The 17,687-nt window shown below is 38.6% G+C and carries 17 protein-coding genes; 9 read left to right on the forward strand and 8 right to left on the reverse strand.

Annotation, left to right across the window (positions count from 1 at the left end; all coding sequences use genetic code 11):
- Window positions 1-708: 708 nt before the first annotated feature.
- From B7E04_RS16345 to B7E04_RS16365, 5 genes are all read right to left on the reverse strand, one after another.
- The gene (locus B7E04_RS16345; protein WP_062647783.1) at window positions 709-903 is read right to left on the reverse strand and encodes a pinensin family lanthipeptide; all 195 of its coding nucleotides are present in this window, start codon (window positions 901-903) and stop codon (window positions 709-711) included.
- A gap of 97 nt (window positions 904-1,000) precedes the next feature.
- Complete coding sequence (locus tag B7E04_RS16350; RefSeq protein WP_080779576.1) at window positions 1,001-3,187, reverse strand: TonB-dependent siderophore receptor; 2,187 nt, start codon at window positions 3,185-3,187, stop codon at window positions 1,001-1,003.
- An 11-nt stretch (window positions 3,188-3,198) separates the two neighbouring features.
- Complete coding sequence (locus tag B7E04_RS16355; RefSeq protein WP_080779577.1) at window positions 3,199-4,647, reverse strand: ABC transporter permease; 1,449 nt, start codon at window positions 4,645-4,647, stop codon at window positions 3,199-3,201.
- The gene (locus B7E04_RS16360) at window positions 4,637-6,067 is read right to left on the reverse strand and encodes a DUF3526 domain-containing protein (RefSeq protein ID WP_080779578.1); all 1,431 of its coding nucleotides are present in this window, start codon (window positions 6,065-6,067) and stop codon (window positions 4,637-4,639) included. Before B7E04_RS16360 ends, B7E04_RS16355 begins: the two co-directional genes overlap by 11 nt.
- Before the next feature lie 160 nt (window positions 6,068-6,227).
- Window positions 6,228-6,929 (reverse strand): ABC transporter ATP-binding protein, encoded by a 702-nt coding sequence (locus B7E04_RS16365; protein ID WP_080779579.1) that lies wholly within the window; start codon window positions 6,927-6,929, stop codon window positions 6,228-6,230.
- Between the two features lie 101 nt (window positions 6,930-7,030).
- On the opposite strand from B7E04_RS16365, the gene B7E04_RS16370 reads away from it, so the two are divergent.
- On the forward strand, window positions 7,031-7,411 hold the full coding sequence (locus B7E04_RS16370) for a Fur family transcriptional regulator (protein ID WP_062647792.1): 381 nt from the start codon (window positions 7,031-7,033) through the stop codon (window positions 7,409-7,411).
- 184 nt (window positions 7,412-7,595) lie between these two features.
- Here B7E04_RS16370 and B7E04_RS16375 read toward each other — a convergent pair whose 3' ends face one another.
- A complete protein-coding gene (locus tag B7E04_RS16375) occupies window positions 7,596-8,951 on the reverse strand; it encodes a deoxyguanosinetriphosphate triphosphohydrolase (RefSeq protein ID WP_080779580.1) in 1,356 nt (451 codons plus the stop codon).
- A 70-nt stretch (window positions 8,952-9,021) separates the two neighbouring features.
- Between B7E04_RS16375 and B7E04_RS16380 the strand changes: the two genes are divergently transcribed.
- The 3 genes from B7E04_RS16380 (at window position 9,022) to B7E04_RS16395 (ending at window position 10,993) form a co-directional block, all read left to right on the forward strand.
- Window positions 9,022-9,756 carry a DNA-formamidopyrimidine glycosylase family protein gene (locus B7E04_RS16380; RefSeq protein ID WP_080780723.1) on the forward strand — a complete coding sequence of 245 codons (735 nt, stop codon included), beginning with the start codon at window positions 9,022-9,024 and terminating at the stop codon, window positions 9,754-9,756.
- A 268-nt stretch (window positions 9,757-10,024) separates the two neighbouring features.
- Window positions 10,025-10,651, forward strand: a complete 627-nt coding sequence (locus B7E04_RS16385; RefSeq protein WP_080779581.1) for a class I SAM-dependent methyltransferase — start codon at window positions 10,025-10,027, stop codon at window positions 10,649-10,651.
- Window positions 10,652-10,753: 102 nt separating this feature from the next.
- Complete coding sequence (locus B7E04_RS16395) at window positions 10,754-10,993, forward strand: hypothetical protein (protein WP_080779582.1); 240 nt, start codon at window positions 10,754-10,756, stop codon at window positions 10,991-10,993.
- Between the two features lie 232 nt (window positions 10,994-11,225).
- On the opposite strand, the gene B7E04_RS16400 is transcribed toward B7E04_RS16395, so the two are convergent.
- The gene (locus B7E04_RS16400; protein WP_080779583.1) at window positions 11,226-11,561 is read right to left on the reverse strand and encodes a DMT family transporter; all 336 of its coding nucleotides are present in this window, start codon (window positions 11,559-11,561) and stop codon (window positions 11,226-11,228) included.
- A 1,042-nt stretch (window positions 11,562-12,603) separates the two neighbouring features.
- Window positions 12,604-13,419: a CPBP family intramembrane glutamic endopeptidase gene (locus B7E04_RS16405; RefSeq protein ID WP_080779584.1), complete on the reverse strand. Its 816-nt coding sequence runs from the start codon at window positions 13,417-13,419 to the stop codon at window positions 12,604-12,606.
- Window positions 13,420-13,667: 248 nt separating this feature from the next.
- On the opposite strand from B7E04_RS16405, the gene B7E04_RS16410 reads away from it, so the two are divergent.
- The 5 genes from B7E04_RS16410 (at window position 13,668) to B7E04_RS21995 (ending at window position 17,674) form a co-directional block, all read left to right on the forward strand.
- Window positions 13,668-14,387 (forward strand): AAA family ATPase, encoded by a 720-nt coding sequence (locus B7E04_RS16410; protein ID WP_080779585.1) that lies wholly within the window; start codon window positions 13,668-13,670, stop codon window positions 14,385-14,387.
- The gene (locus B7E04_RS16415) at window positions 14,384-15,121 is read left to right on the forward strand and encodes a YggS family pyridoxal phosphate-dependent enzyme (protein WP_080779586.1); all 738 of its coding nucleotides are present in this window, start codon (window positions 14,384-14,386) and stop codon (window positions 15,119-15,121) included. Before B7E04_RS16410 ends, B7E04_RS16415 begins: the two co-directional genes overlap by 4 nt.
- 309 nt (window positions 15,122-15,430) lie before the next feature.
- Window positions 15,431-15,625 (forward strand): hypothetical protein, encoded by a 195-nt coding sequence (locus B7E04_RS16420; protein ID WP_080779587.1) that lies wholly within the window; start codon window positions 15,431-15,433, stop codon window positions 15,623-15,625.
- 181 nt (window positions 15,626-15,806) lie between these two features.
- A complete protein-coding gene (locus tag B7E04_RS16425; protein ID WP_080780724.1) occupies window positions 15,807-17,267 on the forward strand; it encodes a S41 family peptidase in 1,461 nt (486 codons plus the stop codon).
- A gap of 224 nt (window positions 17,268-17,491) precedes the next feature.
- Window positions 17,492-17,674, forward strand: coding sequence for a hypothetical protein (locus B7E04_RS21995; RefSeq protein WP_139785423.1), 183 nt, complete (start codon window positions 17,492-17,494; stop codon window positions 17,672-17,674).
- Window positions 17,675-17,687 lie beyond the last annotated feature (13 nt).

Genomic DNA, 17,687 nt, shown 5'->3' on the forward strand with positions numbered 1-17,687 from the left:
AAGTTTTTAATCACTTTAATAATTGAAGTTTAATATTAGAATGCATAAAAGTTAACAGAAGCTTTAGAAAAAATCAAAGATTTTTATTCAGCATTCTACAAAATCTGCTGAATCTCCTTGATCCGCGAGAGATAAAAAATTGAACAATTAAGATGAAATTAAGGTTTTAAGAATATTAAGTTTAGGCTTCGCTTTAAGGAGTATCACTTAAAAAATCTTTTAGATTTCCCTTAACTAATCTTATCCCCTTCATTGATCTTAATGTTTCAAAAATATCCGCAATCATTTGTAGAAATCTGTGAAACCCGAGGGAAATTAAATATTAACCACAAAAGGGACAAAAGTTTAAACACTTTAGTAATTTGAAGTTTAATTTTAGAATGCATAAAAGTTAACAGAAGCTTTAGAAAAAATCAAAGATTTTTATTCATTATCCTAAAAAATCTGCTGAATCTCCCTGATCCGCGAGATATAAAAAATTGAACCATTAAGATGACATTAAGGTTTTAAGAATATTAAGTTTAAGCTTCGCTTTAAGGAGTATCACTTAAAAATCTTTTAGATTTAACTTAACTAATCTTATCTCCTTCATTGATCTTAATGTTTCAAAAAAAGTATATTTTACTAAACATTTTTAACTCTCCTGTTCATCACATAAAAAAGGCCGCTTTACGAATAAAGCAGCCCCTAATGAGTCTCTTCCTATAATTAGCACTGAACAGTTCCGCAAACGTGAAGTCTGTCCTGAGTTTTTATAGTGTGAGTCGGGTGATCATGGTCTCCTGCAGGAGAAATTCCCAAACCACCTTGTAATTTTTTGGACAGATCTTTGTCCAGTGCTGTTACGAAGCTTTCGATTTTAAGATCCTCGATGTTTAGCTTCATTTTTTTGTTGTTTTCCATAATAAAACATTTTTTAATTGGGCCTACTCTATAAGGTTTTCGGCTTTCCCTTGTTGTAAAGATACGTATTTTATTGCAACAAAGTTGCATTTAAATGTTAAAATTTCACTCCTATTTGAAATTTAAAATTGAAAGGGTTACTTTCCTTATACATCCAGGATTCTCCTACCACAGCAGACCAATCGGCATTGTATCTCGCCTGTACATTTCCGTCTGTGATATAACGTTTATTGGTCAGGTTATCAAAGATTCCGCGGACAAACCATTTTTTGTACTGATACATAATGCTGGCATCCAGCTTTATAAAATCCGGGATACGAACCCCGGGAACATCGGTTTCACGAACCATTGCAGCGGCCTCTCCTAAAGCCAGGGAAAGTCCGTTCAGTTTTCCTTTCTGGAATTTGTACATTACCCAGGCATTAAGCTGATGTCTTGGAACACTTGAAAACCTTTGCCCTACAAGTTCAGACGCATAAGGATCTTTGGAGTATACAGAATTGATGTAGGAATAGTTTGCCGTTAAAGTAATATTCGGATAAATAGAACCGATCACATCAATTTCTATCCCTTGATTTCTCACCTGATTGAGCTGGGTCATCAGACCTGTTGCCGGATTTTGTGAGAACGAGTTATTCCTGATAATCCTGTACGCACTTACCGAAGTTGACAAAATACCATCAAACCAGTCCTTTTTCAATCCGAATTCCGTATTGTAGCTTTCCAGCGGTTTCCATTCTTTTCCCTGCGGATCCGTTCCAGCCATAGGATCAAAACTTTGGTCGTAGGAAAAGTAAGCTGCAAAATCTTTTTGGATCAGATAAGTGACCCCAACCCTTGGATTAAAGGCATGGTGTCTGTATATTTTGCTATCTCCGTCGGGAGAATAAGGACCTTTAAGATAACGTTCCCGCCTGTTTTCACTGTAACGGAACCCCGCATCAACAATTAAACGGTTCCAGAATCTGAATGTATTATAAACATAGCCGCCTATTGTTTTGTCCTGTGAAGTCGTATAATCAATCTGGTCATCAGCTTCAGGCTGGGTCAGAAGGTCACGGTCAATTCCATAATTCAGTTCATTTCGGTTAAAAACAAACTTGTTAATCCCCTGGATATGTTCCGTATCGCTTTTACTGCTGTTAAAATCTATTCCGGCCAGCACGGTATGCACAATCTTCGGACTTATACTATATTTTCCACTGACAAACAGCTGGGTATTGTATGTAAGGTATTTCTGCTTATTTCTGAGGCTTGAACGGAGTGCATTCCCTGCATCATCAAATATAGGCGGAGTGTAGCCCGTTTCCCCGAGAATACTCCACTGGTCCAATGGTGTACTTTTAATGGAAGACTGGGAAATTATTTTCCATTGATCATTCAGCTGATGCTGGAACACCAATCTTCCGTAATGTTCGTCAAGTTTTGAAGTGGGCAAATTGGGATCCCCCTGGTAATTGGCATTCCAGGGATGCTTCTGAACCCTGTTTTCAGTTTCATACTGGATAAAATTACTTGATTCCATGGCTCTGCCTAAAATCATGTTCCATTCTGCAAGCAGGAATGTGTTTTTACTGATATTATACTGAACAACGGGTGCTACCACGAACTTCCTGCGTTTGGCATATTCAGCATGATAGCCCTGGGATTCATAAGCAGCATTGAACCGGAAAGAAAACCCTTTCTCCTTCACTGCACTTCCAAGGTCTACAGCAGCCCTGTAAAATCCAAAACTTCCCGCAGTAATAGTAGCTTCTCCGATTCTGTGATTCCGGGGTGCCTTGGTATTGATATTTAAAGATCCTCCTCCTGTTCCCATGGAATTAACGAAACCTGCTGGACCCTTGATGACATCCACCTGCTCTATCAGCGAAACATCCTCCTGTGAAAGACCTCCTGCAAATGAAGGAAGCCCATTCCTGAATGTACTCACCGGACTGAATCCCCGCAACTGGGCATTGAAAGTGCCTGCAAAAACATTTCCTGCACCTGTAGCATCGCTGATGTAAATTCCGCTGACATTCCGTAACGCGTCCTGAGCATCGAAAGCTCCCTGAAGATTAAGCAGATTGCTTTTGATGCTGACAATATTCTGGGGAATTTCCAGCAGCTTATCATTCCGTTTCAGGTTTTCGGAAAGGCTGTCTGTTTTGATCTGCTTCATAGCCGTGAGGATGACCTCATCTATTTTCTCCGCAGCAACAGAGTCTTTTTTCTCCTGAGCATCCGTTAAAGAAAACATTCCCAAAAGGACAGCCGCCACCAGGACGTAGTTCTTCTTCATTTTTTCAATATTTATTGTTTAAATTTTCTGATGAATACCAATCCTCCGGTGAAGCATATCACACTAACGATCCATACAGCCAAAATCCCGTATACGAAATCTGAGATGCTGATGCTGTGATACTTCAAGGTGAACGAAGGAAGTGTTTTAAGTTCATCCGGCGAGAATCCGGAAAGGGTTCTTTTACCATTCTTTACGGAAAAGACCTTATCAAAAAAACGGGTCTGCCATACCTTCTGAAAATCTTTTACATCCTGTTTGTACCTGGAATAATCAGCTCTGCTTGTACGCGCCAAAAGGGTAAAAAGATGTTCCGTACTCTGAACGGGATTGTATTTTATAAGCCTGAGTGCCATCTGATTGGCATTGTTATCACCTTTCCACAGAGAATCAATGACGGCTTTCATCCGTTTCTGCTTGATGTAATAATAGCCTGCAAAAAAAGCATCGTTCTGATTATCAATTGTGTCTGAAGGAGTATACACGGAAGCATACTCCGGGAAGTTCCTGTAAAAACTGTCCACAACCATTTTAGGTTTCATCGCCCAGACCTCATCACTGATCTGCCTGTCCTTTTCCTCAAGGTCCAGAAGTTTAAGATCCGACGGATACTTCATCTGTGCAGTTTTGTTGATGAGCAAAGGAAGCAGGAACAAAAAGAAAATCCAGAATGCCATACATGAGAATAAATTGAATACACTGTTCCTATCCATTGAAATAATAAGAAAACACAGTGCAAACCATAACACAGTATATGAAAAAACCAAAAAGCACCACATAAAGGCATCCTGGAATGAGGGAGCACCTGACGGAGACAAGAGCATCCCTGAAATATTAATCAGCAAGGCGGCTGAAAAAACAATAATCAGCCGGGACAGTAATTTCCCAAACAGAACCCGTTTCAGGGTGCCGCCCTGAACAATCAGCAGACTGCTGATCCCTTTTTCTTTTTCGGAAGAAATCACATTGTATACCAGTACAATAATCAATAACGGAATCAGATAAAGGTTAACATACACCAGATCCAGCCGTCCTTCAAAAAGTATGGCTGGGTTAGTCATTTCCCTATCTACAGAAGCATAATCCGTATAATAATTTACTTTTTCCGAAACCGGGGTAATGTCTTTTATTCCGGTGGCAAGACCGGTAAGAGGATAGGGATTGTCATAAGCAATGCGGGGAAATCTGTAATCTATGACGTATGGATTTCCTGCATTCTCTGCCTGCTGTTTTTTCTCAACACTTGCCGTATCTGTAAAAGCAAGCAGTGTATTGCGGTAGTCCTTGAGCGATTCTTTTTTAGCCTCCTGGATGGCATTCAGTTTCTTTTGAGTAAGTACATTCCCTGAATACACAGCATATCCTCCAATCACAAAGAAGAAAAAAAACAGGGTCCACACTGCCGGCTGCCGGAAAATATGCTTCCACTCGTATAAGAAAAGCACCATCTTATCCTTCATAGCTTACATAATTTCGTTTGATAATGATCATGAATGAAAAGATTAATGCTCCCATCCAAAGCAACAATGAAAAAACTGCTGCTGTATGATCTTTAATAACAGCTCCCACAGAAGGAAATTCGTACCTGAATTCAGGAAGGCTGCTGTAAAAATCTTTATTGCTCAACCGGCCTTTTTCAGATATGGCAAGTTCCAGTTCCCGCTGATTAAGCCGGTCCATGGTTGCATTTCTGTATAATTCGGCCTTATTGAAAAAATCAATATGATGGGAAACGTCAGTTCCTGCAAAAGCCATAGAAAGCTGCTGCACGGCAATAAACGGATTCAGAATTCCCATAGCATCTATAAACGTCTGCTGCTGCTCAAATTTCGCTTCCACCTTTTTGGAATAGTATCGGTTCACTCTGTTTTCATAGGCTTCTGCCTGGATAAGGTCCAGGGCAAATCTGATCTTCTCGGGCAATTGGCTGATGCTGTCTGCATGAAACTGTTTCAGGTGTTTTTTGAGATAGGTCTCAGACCGTGTTGTGTATTCACCATCATTTCCAAGTCCTTTATCGAAACCGGTTTTAATCTGATGTTCAAATTCATGGTAGGACGGCAGCGGATATTTTCCATCAGCCGCAGAGCTGCTGAACTTTGGAATCAGAAGAACACATAAGATCCACACGGTAATACAGGCCATCAGTGAAGACCATGAGGAACGGCTGAATGCTGAAATCAAAAGCACCACCCCGGAAATAAGAAAGAAATAAACCGCATATAAGCTGATCCAGCACAAAGCCCTGACCAGATGATTTAAAGGTTCATTTTCATAAATCAAGCCTCCGATCATTATTAAAAAAGGAGGAATCGTGAATAAAAGAACTGCCAGATAAAGCGCTATGAATTTTCCGGTAACCAGATGTCCCAGTGATGCGCCCTGAACGGATAAAAGCTTTAAGAAACCTTTTTCACGTTCGGACGAGATAGACGAAAATCCCAAACCAATGATGAATAACGGCATCAGCCACTGAAAAAAAAATGCAGTATTAAGGTCCGGCCTCCTCATAAAAGCCTGAAGATCCGGCAGTCTGTATGAATGTAATTGCGGACGCTTGTGGGCTTCCACTCTGTAATAATTTTCTGAATAAATGCCTGTTCCCGATTCCAGAAGGGAGAGATAATTCACCGGTTTAAAAAGGAAAGTTCCCCAGTGTGCTGCGCTGTGATTTTCCCGGTTCTGTTCTTTCCATTCTTTATCGATAGCCTCTTTTGCCTGGTTATTTTTGAACGAAGCGGTCCGCAGCTGTGCATAATTGCTTCCCCAGACTCCCAGCAAAATCAGAATATAAAACACGACGAATATTTTCAGTCCGTTTTCACGAAATGCCCTGAATTCCTGCTGAGCTACGAAAGTTATAATTTTTAGGTTCGTCATTTATTATATTCAAAAATGCTGAGTAAGTCAATTACTATTGCAACATTGTAGCAAAAATAAACATTATTTTAAATAACGCAACATTATTGCAATAAATAATTGTAATTTTCCTCTGTCTATATTGTATCAGTACTTCTGGTAATGCCCAATGGAAGCTGAATCAGCCATGCATATAATCCAGGTATATTTTTTCAAGCTCGCCGGCTGTTACGCCTTCTGTATTCATTTCTTTAACCAAAATCCCGTTTTTGAGAATTCCGATACGGCTGCAGGTTTCCCTGACCCTGAAAATATCATGGGATGCCATTAAAATAGCAGCTCCTTCATCGGCCAATTTTTTAAGCAAAGCAGAAAGTTCATTGCTTGCCATAGGATCCAGGCCGCTTGCAGGTTCATCCAACAGGTATACTTTAGCTTTTTTTGCATAGGCAATGGCAATACCAACCTTCTGTCTCATTCCTTTAGAATAGGCACCTGTCTTTTTATGATGAGCATCCTTTTGGAGCCCGCAATCCGAAAGAATACCGGAAAGTTCTTCTGTCGTATAGTCCCTGCCTGCCAGCTTACAGAAATAGTAAAGGTTTTCGATTCCTGTTAAATAGGGGTAGAGGTTTACATTTTCAGGAATATATCCGATCATTTCCCTCGCTTTTCCGGCATCGGTGCTTGTATTGACATAATTGATCGTAATGGTCCCGGTATCCGGCTTTAAGAAGCCCAGCAGCATATTCAGTGTGGTGGATTTACCGGCTCCGTTCGGGCCAAGAAGTCCGTAGATTTCTCCTTCTTTCACAGCCAGGGAGAGCTCTGTTACAGCCCTTTTACCATTATAGGATTTGCTTGTATTATCTATTTTAATCATAGTTTAATAATTCCGTTAATGCAATATTGTTTCAAAAATAAAGATTATATTTGTTACTGCAACAATATGGCATTAATTATATTGAAATTTATTCAGAAAACATGAAACAGTCGAGAAATACAATAGCTAGAAAAGAGATCACAAGGCTCATCCACGAATCCGGGATAGCATTGTCTCATGCGGAGTTGCAGGTTCTATTGGATGGGCTCTGCGACCGTGTTACCACCTACAGGGTGCTGGAGAGATTAATGGATGAAGGGGTTATCCATAAAGTAGTGGATATAGACGGAACCCTTAAGTATGCCGAATGTCATACCTGTACCACAGAAATTCACCATCATGATCATCTGCATTTCAGCTGTGAGCAATGCAAGACGGTGACCTGTGTGGAGGATGTGGAACCTAAAATTAAATTACCGGTAAACTATAAGGTTCATAAGATTAACCTGACGGTTTCCGGAATCTGCCCTAACTGCCAGTAAAAAGGATTTTATACGAAATCTAAGTTTTTAACCATTAAGATCATTGAAGAAATTAAGAATATTAAGATGAGCTTTGCTTTATTAAAAATCTTTATGATTTTTCTTAACTTACCTTCACTTCTTCAATGATCTTAATGGTTTAATCCAAATAAGTGTTGCGATAAAATAGAGCTGATGCTATGAATTATACAGTCATTCCGATATCAATTCCTTTAATCTTCCTGTAAAGATCCGTTGCAAAATTATCCGTCATCCCTGAGACAAAATCTATAACCCCAAGGACTTTCTGATAGTCTGTTCCTTCTTCGTAGACAAACTGTCTCGGAAGCAGCTTCAGGGCTTTTTTGTCGTAAGATTTCCTTTCATCTTCAGGTTTAAGAATGGAGGGAATAAAATGATCCAGAAGCTCGTACATTACGTTGTAGCCTGCATTTTCAATTTCCACGACCGCTTTATGGTTGTAGATTTTTTCAATGGAGAAAGCTTCAATATCCTGAAGTGCACGGTTTTCGGATTTATAAATATCCAGCAGCCCGTTATCCAGATTACCCCGGAGAATATTTTCAAAATTATGCTTATAAATTTCTAAAGATTTATTGATCAAAGCATTGATCGCTTTTGCCCGCAGATAAGAGATTTTCTCATTTTCATTGGAAATAGAGGCCAGTTTATTTTTCACGCGGTCCGTATCGCCGCTTTCGGATCTGATCAGCTCAAAAAACAGGTTTTCACAATCTGACGTGGATACAATGCCCAGCCTGTGCGCATCTTCCATGTCTATAATATTATAACAGATATCATCCGCAGCCTCTACAAGCCATACGAACGGATGTCTCTTGAATATGTAAGGTTCTTCGTTTTCAAGGATAAGATTGGTCTCTCTTGCAATATCAAGGAAAATATCTTTTTCATTCTGGAAAAACCCGAATTTCTTTCTGTGGATAATTCCTTTTTTCTTCGCCACCGCTTCACACGGATATTTTGCAATACTGGCCAGCGTAGAAAAAGTAAGCTGGATTCCGCCGTCATCTTTTCCCTGCTGTTGCTGAGCCAGAACTCTTATGGCATTGGCATTTCCTTCAAAATTTACCAGATCTGCCCATTCTTTTTCATTGAATTTCAGCTTCAGGTCTTTTTCATTTCTTTCAAAATAACTCGCAATGGCATCTTCTCCTGAATGTCCGAAAGCCGGATTCCCCACATCATGGCATAAACAGGCTGCCGCAATAACGTTTCCTAAATTATGCAGATAGAAATTCTTAGAATCTTCCGTAAGGTCACTCTTATAAGCATCAAAGATGAATTCCCCGATGATACTTCCCAAACTCCGGCCTACTGATGAAACTTCCAGTGAGTGGGTCAGCCTGTTGTGGACAAAAACACTTCCCGGAAGCGGAAAAACCTGGGTTTTATTCTGAAGTCTTCTGAATGCAGAAGAGAAGATAATCCGGTCGAAATCTCTCTGAAAATCAGTTCTTGAAGCTTTGGTGTGCGGATTGTTTCCTGTACGCTGATTCGTGAAAATCTGGTTTAAATTCATCATTTTTCAAAATTACTCCAAATTTTATTTTTACGGAATAGTATTTGAACTTTTATTGAAAAGCAAAGCCATGCCTGAAGGACCGTCCATACTTTTAATGAAAGAAAGCCTGCTGCCGTTTGTCGGAAAAACAGTGACAGAAGCATTAGGTAATGCCCAATTCGACAAAGAGCCATTAATTGGCCAGACTTTACAGGAGATCCGTACTTTCGGAAAACAGACGTATCTGGTTTTTGACAGTATGGCTGTCCGGATTCATCTTTTAATGTTTGGCTCGTACGGTATTGATGAACAGACCAAGCCGGACAAACGCCTGCGTCTGTCACTCCATTTCAAATCCGGCAGCATGTATTTTTACACCTGCTCGGTAAAATCTGTGGATCTGGAGTTCCTTTCCACCATAGATTGGGAAGCTGATATTATGAGTGATGCATGGAATCCCGGAAAAGCGGAAAAGAAACTGAAAGCCAGACCGGAAATGATGGTCTGCGATGCCTTGATGGATCAGGATATTTTTTCGGGTGTGGGAAATATTATTAAGAATGAAGTCCTGTTCCGGATTGGGGTACAGCCTGAAAGTTTAATCGGGCATCTGCCTCCGAAAAAGCTCAAAGAACTGATAGCTGAAGCCAGAAATTACAGTTTTGATTTCCTGGAATGGAAACGGGAATTTGTCCTGAAGAAACATTGGCTGGCCCACACAAAAACCATATGTCCGAAATGCGGACAGAAACTCATTAAAAAACAGACAGGACGAGGAAAAAGAAGGAGTTTTTACTGCGAAAAAGATCAGAAGCTGTATTAAACGGACGAACTCAAAAGTAGAAATTTAGACCGGAGATTGGAAGATGGAAGTTTTTTCGTAGTCGATAACTCCCCTCTTCCATCCTCAAGCTTCCTGACCTCGGAGTGTCCATTTAAATTCATACTCATTATTCTTATTTACAAAATCTATTTTGACCAGTGTTTTTTCCATTCGGTGAAGCAGGTGGAAAGTCTTTATATTTGGTGTTTAAAACTAAAGTACATCCCTACCGGATGATGCTACCCAACCCAATTTAATTTTTCAGAAAATGACAGACCACAATTGGCTCGACAGATGGAACGACCGCTACAGCAGCCAGGAATTCGCTTACGGAACTGAACCCAACAACTACTTAAAAGAACAGCTTGAAAAACTGGAGCCGGGCTCTATTCTTTTTCCCGCAGAAGGAGAAGGACGAAACGCTGTTTTTGCAGCTACAAAAGGATGGAATGTATCTGCCTTTGACATCAGCAGCGAAGGAAAAAACAAAGCTTTACAGCTGGCTGAGCAGCATCAGGTCACCATAGATTATCAGGTAGGAGAATTGCAGACCCTTGATTTCCAGACAGAGCAGTTTGATGCAATTGCACTGATTTACGCTCATTTTCCGGCGGATATCAAATCTTCTATTCATCAGATGCTGGACCGGTATCTCCGCAAGGGAGGTTTTATTATTTTTGAAGCCTTCAGTAAAAGTCATCTGGAGTATGTGACCAAAAATGAAAAAGTAGGCGGACCAAAAGATATAGGTTCCTTGTTTTCAGTGGATGAGATCAAAGCTGATTTTCCGGATTATAAAGTGATACAGCTTGAAGAGATGGAAATACAGCTTAATGAAGGATTATTTCACAATGGTACCGGCTCTGTGATTCGCTTCACTGGACAAAAGCTGTAAGTTTAGTCCTGATTCAGAAACCCACCGGTATATTTTGTGAAAAAATCGGCTCTGTATACTTCCCCGATGGGAATTTCAGCTTCCTCAATATAGATATTATGATTGTCGGATGGCTTGCTGCTTAATGTCCTGCTTCCTCAAAAAGTACTGATCCGAAAGAATATTTCTTCCAATGGCAGGCTTTCCTTAGGGAGTGAAATGGACAATACTTCTTTTTATATCTACAGAAGCAGCAGAACGTATGAGTTCCGGCAACTGGAAATCAATTCGGGGGCTATTTATGAGCATAATTTTTGTCTTTACTTTGTTGGAAAAACGCAATGGCGCAAGGGTTTTAAATAAGTGAATGTTTTAAAGGCGCGAGAAAATCAAAGATTTTCAGCAAGGCTTATGATGATGAGTAAGAGATTTGCTTATTATTCTTCATGATCGTGCTGTACAATTGTATTCAAAAATAATCCTTGCGTCTTAAAAACATGAAGAAATAAAATTTAAAGGCTAAAATTCCTTAATTTTTTAATCCTTTAATCTTTTAATTTTAAATTTTTCAATCTTTCAATCTTTCAATCAAAATTCAATGCGTTCCCATCTTTGAAAACACATTAATAACCACCACCCCGATCACAATAAGCGCAATGCCTATTAATGCCGGAAGGTCCGGAACCTGCTTAAATGCCACTACCCCGATAAGTGTGATAAAAATAATCCCGACTCCCGACCATATGGCATACGTAATTCCCACAGGGATCTGCCGAAGGGTAAGGCTGAGACAATAAAACGCAGCAGCATAGCCCACAACTGTTATTACAGAAGGCAACAGCTTTGAAAATTCTTCGGATTTTTTCAGGAAAGTGGTGGCGATGATCTCAAAGATGATGGCTAAGGCCAGAAATATATAACTGCGTCCCATTTGGATTGTTTTTCACAAAAATACTGAAAAGCTTCTTCTTTCTGATCCTGATTTTCTGAAAAACCTCCTGATTTTTCAATCCCTGATCTTAATCAAATCTCTGAACTTTTCTGAATCCTACCTGAGCATCCTTATTATGGTATTTACTCCTGAAAAAACAATAACATAAGCTTTATTTTTTTGTCATACTATTTCAATATATATAAGGACTGTAAAAAAATTTTAATAAAAAAGTCTGACAGCAGATGTTTCATATGTGTCAGTATTTCCATGACATGTGACAAAATTTTCAAATTGATGTCAAAATACATAACATTATTCCAGAGCATGTGAAAAAATTTCTATCCGAAAAATAAGTTTTCTTAACATAATATTTCTTTCATTTCATAAAATCTGATGTTTTAAAACGGTCTCAAAAGCCGGTATTATGCATCGCATTTCTTCTTTTTTGTTTTATCAAGTCCAATATAGAAGCAGTAAAACGTTTGTTGATTTAATAATTTTTTACTGATAACACAATAAATGTATTAATAATTTCATAAAAATACATTAATTTTTTGTAAACATTAAGTTAATAAAAACCTAAAGATAAACCACATAACACACTGATAAACATCATAATAATTTAATTTGGCATGTGATTTGAAAGCTGTAATATTGCAATTAGAAAATTGATAAAATAAAGTCAAATAATTAAAAATAAAACAAAATGGTAACTTACATTGGTATCGCAACATGTTTAGTAGTGTTTTCATCTTACTTTGCAACTGTAAAAAGAGAAGAAAGAAACTAAGTTCTATAAAGCAGACGAGCCTATAGAACATCTATATTAATTGTATTGTTTATGTTTTTAATCTGAATACTCAGATTCTGCTCTTTTACTCAATGGAGTAAAAGGGCCCAAAAACATAACCTCAAATTGGACTTCATAGCAAATTTTATATATCCAAATAGTCAAGTCGTGCTTTTGCACGGCTTTTCTTGTATTTAAAGGAGTCTCAAAGCTGATAAAAACTTTGTATGATGTTAAACGGATCTTGTTTTATTGCAGAAACGGATACGTAAAAAAGATAATATGGATGAGATTAAACAGAAAATGAGCCAGGATGTTCAGGAAGATGTTTTGCGACCGATGGTACATCCACCCATACATGATCCCTGCTACTGCAGCATAAGATACATAAGCAGCTCCCCCCTGCCAGTGCAGAAGACCAAAGCCTAAACCAGCCACCACAATAGCTATAACACCTGAATATCTGATCTTCAGTACTGACAGATGTCTTTGCAGAAATCCCCTGAACAGAACCTCCTCCGCCATACATACAATGAAAAGATTATTGATTCCCCAAATAAGAAAATAGGAACGAAGCTTAAAATCAAATCTTACAAAATGAAACAGTGTTGCCAGGCTGAGAAGAAGAACAATGGTCATCAGAAAAAGCGGCCAGATTTTCTTCACCCCTTCCCGGAAATTTGTTTTTAAAGGAATAATAAATAGCAGAAGGATCAGTCCGGCCAACAGCTTATCCACATTAAAGTACATGGTAAAAGGAACCGCATCTTCGGAAACTTTGATCTTATCAAAATACAAGACATTGTTAAATCCAGGAATGATATGCTGATACACGGCAAAACAAACCCCAAGAATCAACACTGCAAGGCCATGGTAAAGAAAACGGGGATACTTTGTATTTCTTTCTAATGAAGAATAAATCTGAGCCATACCTGCCAGTATTACAACCGCCAGCATATCGGTCCACTCAATAAGCCCGAGAAAAAATACAGCAATCACAATGGAGAATATCAATCCAAACTGTATCAGGCTCTGTTTTCCGGTGTATTCTTTTATAATATTCATAAGTAACTTATATTCAGATTAAGCAAAAATCTGCTGATGCAAAAGTAAAATATTTACTGATGATCTTTATAACAATAACCTCGTCATTTATCCGGTTAAAGCCCTTCCCCACTCATTTTAAAGTATATTACCACCGCCTTCATATCTTTGGCCTCATCAGTCTGGACTACCATTTAATTCACTTTCAGGCTCTCCCCATCATCCAATAAAGCTTTATCTTTGTGTGATAAATTATTTTTTAATTGAGCATGAATCTGTATAATCTCATCATTCAGGATAAAGAGGAAGTTACCCTCAACGATGTATTTCTCGGCAACAGCAACAGAGACCAACTGGTGCAGCTTATCAAGGAACACACTTACGTTAAAGAATTACAGGAATACGGACTTCCGGTGAATAACAAGATCCTGCTGCAGGGAAATTCAGGATGCGGAAAAACCATGACAGCGAAGGCGGTGGCCAATGCATTGGGTAAAAATATCCTGATTCTTAACCTGAGCAATATTGTTTCTTCCCGTATTGGAGAGACTTCCCAGAATATTAAAATGATTTTTGACAAAGCCGCAAGGGAAAGGTCGGTTTTATTTCTGGATGAACTGGACCAGATCGGAAAAGCAAGAGGCAGTGATGACAAAGATGTAGGCGAGATGAGAAGACTGGTGAATACGCTGATCCAGCTGATTGATTATTATCCGGAAAATGCCCTGCTGCTCTGTGCAACCAATCATGCAGAAATCATTGACACAGCCCTGTTAAGACGCTTTCAGCTAAAAATCAATTATGAAATGCCTTCCGCAGAGTTCCTGGATACTTTTTATGATGAACTTCTTTCTAAGTTCCCGGAAGATCTCAGAAATATTGAGCGCAAGTACAACGTTTCGTTTGCCGAAGCGAAAGACCATACGTTTACTGCCGTAAAATCGGCTCTGATCAGAAAACTGGAATCCCGGGAAATTACACAGCCATGAAAGAAAATATCCTCCTGAACCTTGAGACTATCTGCCAAAGAATACAAAAAGCGTGTGAAAAGACCGGCAGACATCCTGACGACGTAAAACTCCTGCTCGCTACGAAGACTGTTTCTGCAGAACATATTAAAACAGCATTAGAGAACGGAACAACTTTAATTGCCGAAAATAAAGTTCAGGAGCTGAAGGAAAAATATGACGACCTGAAAGATACTCCGCATGAAAATCATTTCATTGGGCATTTACAGACGAATAAAATTAAGGACATTCTGAAATATGATGTGGTTTGTGTACAGTCCCTGGATCGCCTGGATCTGGCAGAAAAGCTTCACCAAAGACTTTTATCTGAAGGAAAAACCATAGAAGTTCTGATTCAGGTGAATACTTCCCAGGAAGAAAGCAAATTCGGGGCACATCCTGATGAGGCTGTTGAACTTACCCGAAAAGTGTCTGAATTCAGCACACTGAAGATCAAAGGCCTGATGACCATCGGTCTTTTCAGTGCGGAAACAGAAAAAGTAAGAACTTGCTTTAAAATCCTAAAAAACCTTCAGCAGGAAATTATCCTCCAGAATATCCCCAACGTAGAAATGAAAGAGCTTTCCATGGGCATGAGCGGTGATCTGGAAACCGCTATTGAGGAGGGTGCTACTATTGTGAGAGTGGGAACTGCGGTGTTTGGGGCGAGAATTTATCCGGATAGCTTTTACTGGAATGAAGGGAAAGGGGAGTGAGTGTTTGAGAGTGTCTGTGTTTGAGGGTGTGAGCGCGTGAGTGAAACCGCTTAAGATTCAATTTTTAAAATTAATTTATTTTGTTTCGTGAATTCTTCTTACGAGATTAAAAGGTTACTCAAAGTCAGGAGACTTTGTATGGCTGCAAATCTCTTCGAGTGTATTTTAATTTCCTGACAGAGCAATTTTTATTCTAATTTATTGATTTGTCCATATAATTATAAAAATCTTACGTTAAAAAAGTTAATCTTTTCATTGATAGCATTTTAGGCCGGTTTTATTTATAGATTTACACGACACAAAAAATCTATGATGAAACACAATAATTTTAGTTCTGTTCAGAAAATCTTCTTTCTATTCTTACTTTTATTAATCAGCTATTCCTTTACTTCAGCGAGTAATGAAAGTGAAGCCATAAAAATGACTTTTCTGGTGACCTGCATCACCATCACTACCATTTTCATTATTTTCTATATCTCAAAAAAGATGAAGGGGAAAAATTAAAATAAAACACCATTTGTAGTGTAAAGCTAAATTAAAATTGCTTTTCAGTGGATATTTATTTATTTTTAGACCATCTAATTTTCGATTGATATGTTACCCGAAGTACCGGCCACAGCAGGAAAAACACGTGAAATGTAATATTTCAAGCATATGAGATGTCCTATCCTAATAAATTATGTCCATGAAACATGTAAAAGCCGTAATAATTACTTCTTTATTTGCCTTAATTACCCAATCAGCTTATGCCCAAAGCTGTGATTGCACCAAAAACTACAATTGGGTAAAAAAAACGTTTGAAGAAAACGATGCCGGTTTTGAATACGCATTAAAGCAGAAAGACAGCCAGGCTTACGAAGCACATAATAAAGCCACCTCAGAAAAAGTAAAGTCTGCGAAAACATTTAGTGAATGCGGTCCTCTTCTCTATGAATGGCTTAGCTTTTTCCGTTCGGGACATATTGCGATACGTCCGATCAAAAAGGAATCATCCCAACCGTCTGCAAACGAAAAAACAGAAAAACAATTTCCAGACTGGGAAAGCCTGCCGACAAATACACAGGATTTCAAAACATATCTGGATAAAAAGAAAGCATCTGATTATGAAGGGATCTGGGTAACTGAACCTTATACCATCGGAATAAAAAAACAGGGAGATCAGTATGTAGGCTTTATCATAGAATCCGGGGCAGAAAACTGGACAAAAGGACAGGTAAAGCTAAAAATCAATATGGCGGATGGTAAAATGAGTTCTGTTTATTATATGCGTGACCGCTCTAAGGTGGAATCCAAAGAGATCACCTTAACCGGGAAAAATCACCTGCAGATCGGGGACTTCAGCCTTTCAAGAGTTTATCCCAGGATTCAGAATGATCCTAAACATACCCAATATTTTAAATCGGTAAGCGCTGGTCAGCCCTATATAGAGAAATTAAACGAAACCACTCTATACCTGAGAATTCCATCTTTTCAGGCGTCACAAAAACAAAAAATTGACAGTGTGATTGCTGCCAACAAAGATAAAATTATTGCGACTGAAAATCTGATCATTGATATCAGAAACGGAACCGGCGGCAGTGATGCCAATTACAGCAGCATTCTTCCGTTGATTTATACAAATCCGATCAGAACCGTTGGTGTAGAATATTTATCTACAAAACTAAACAATCAGCGAATGATGGATTTCATCAACAAACCGGAATACGGATTTAGTGAGGAGAATAAAAAATGGGCCAAAAACGCTTTTGATACACTGGAAAAAGAACATGGAAAATTTGTGAATCTCAATGAAAATATAGTGAGCATCACGAAGTATGACAAGGTTTATCCGCATCCAAAGAACGTTGGAATTATTATTAATCAGGCCAACGGAAGCACGGACGAGCAGTTTTTACTGGCAGCCAAACAAAGCAGAAAAGTAAAATTATTTGGAACCACTACTTATGGTGTTCTGGATGTTTCGAATATGTATTACGTTCCTTCTCCCTGTAAAGAATTTGAATTAGGCTATTCACTTTCAAGAAGTATGCGTATCCCGGATTTTACAATAGATGGAAAAGGATTACAGCCGGATTTTTATCTGGACAGAAGCATTCCGGTGCATGAGTGGACGGAGTATGTGAATGCTGTACTGAATGGGAAGTGAAACTAAATCCTGTATAAATTTAAAACCCTTTTCTGTTGAGAAGGGTTTGTCTATCAATCATTATTAATAAAATATCAAAAAATCAGGACATTTAATAAACGATTTCAATCTAAAACCAACAAATATTATCAATTTCCTATTTACCGCATACAGAAAGCTTATTCAAACAGAGCATCCGGCATCTTTTTTGCTCATAAATTATTAATAACCAAATAAATACATTTATGATAAAAAAATTACTCCTGAGCTGTCTGTTGATGACAGCAGTTTTCTTGTCTTCATGCAGTAAAGATCAAAATACATCATCCGCAAAAGACAGTGAAATATCAATTAAAACAGTCTCAATGGTCACTTTTGGTGCCATGGCTGTTGCACTTCTGGTAGCATACAGCTATCGGAGAAGGTAAGAAGAGATACAAT

Origin of the sequence: Chryseobacterium phocaeense, assembly GCF_900169075.1 — a bacterium.
Classification (GTDB): Bacteria; Bacteroidota; Bacteroidia; order Flavobacteriales; family Weeksellaceae; genus Chryseobacterium; species Chryseobacterium phocaeense.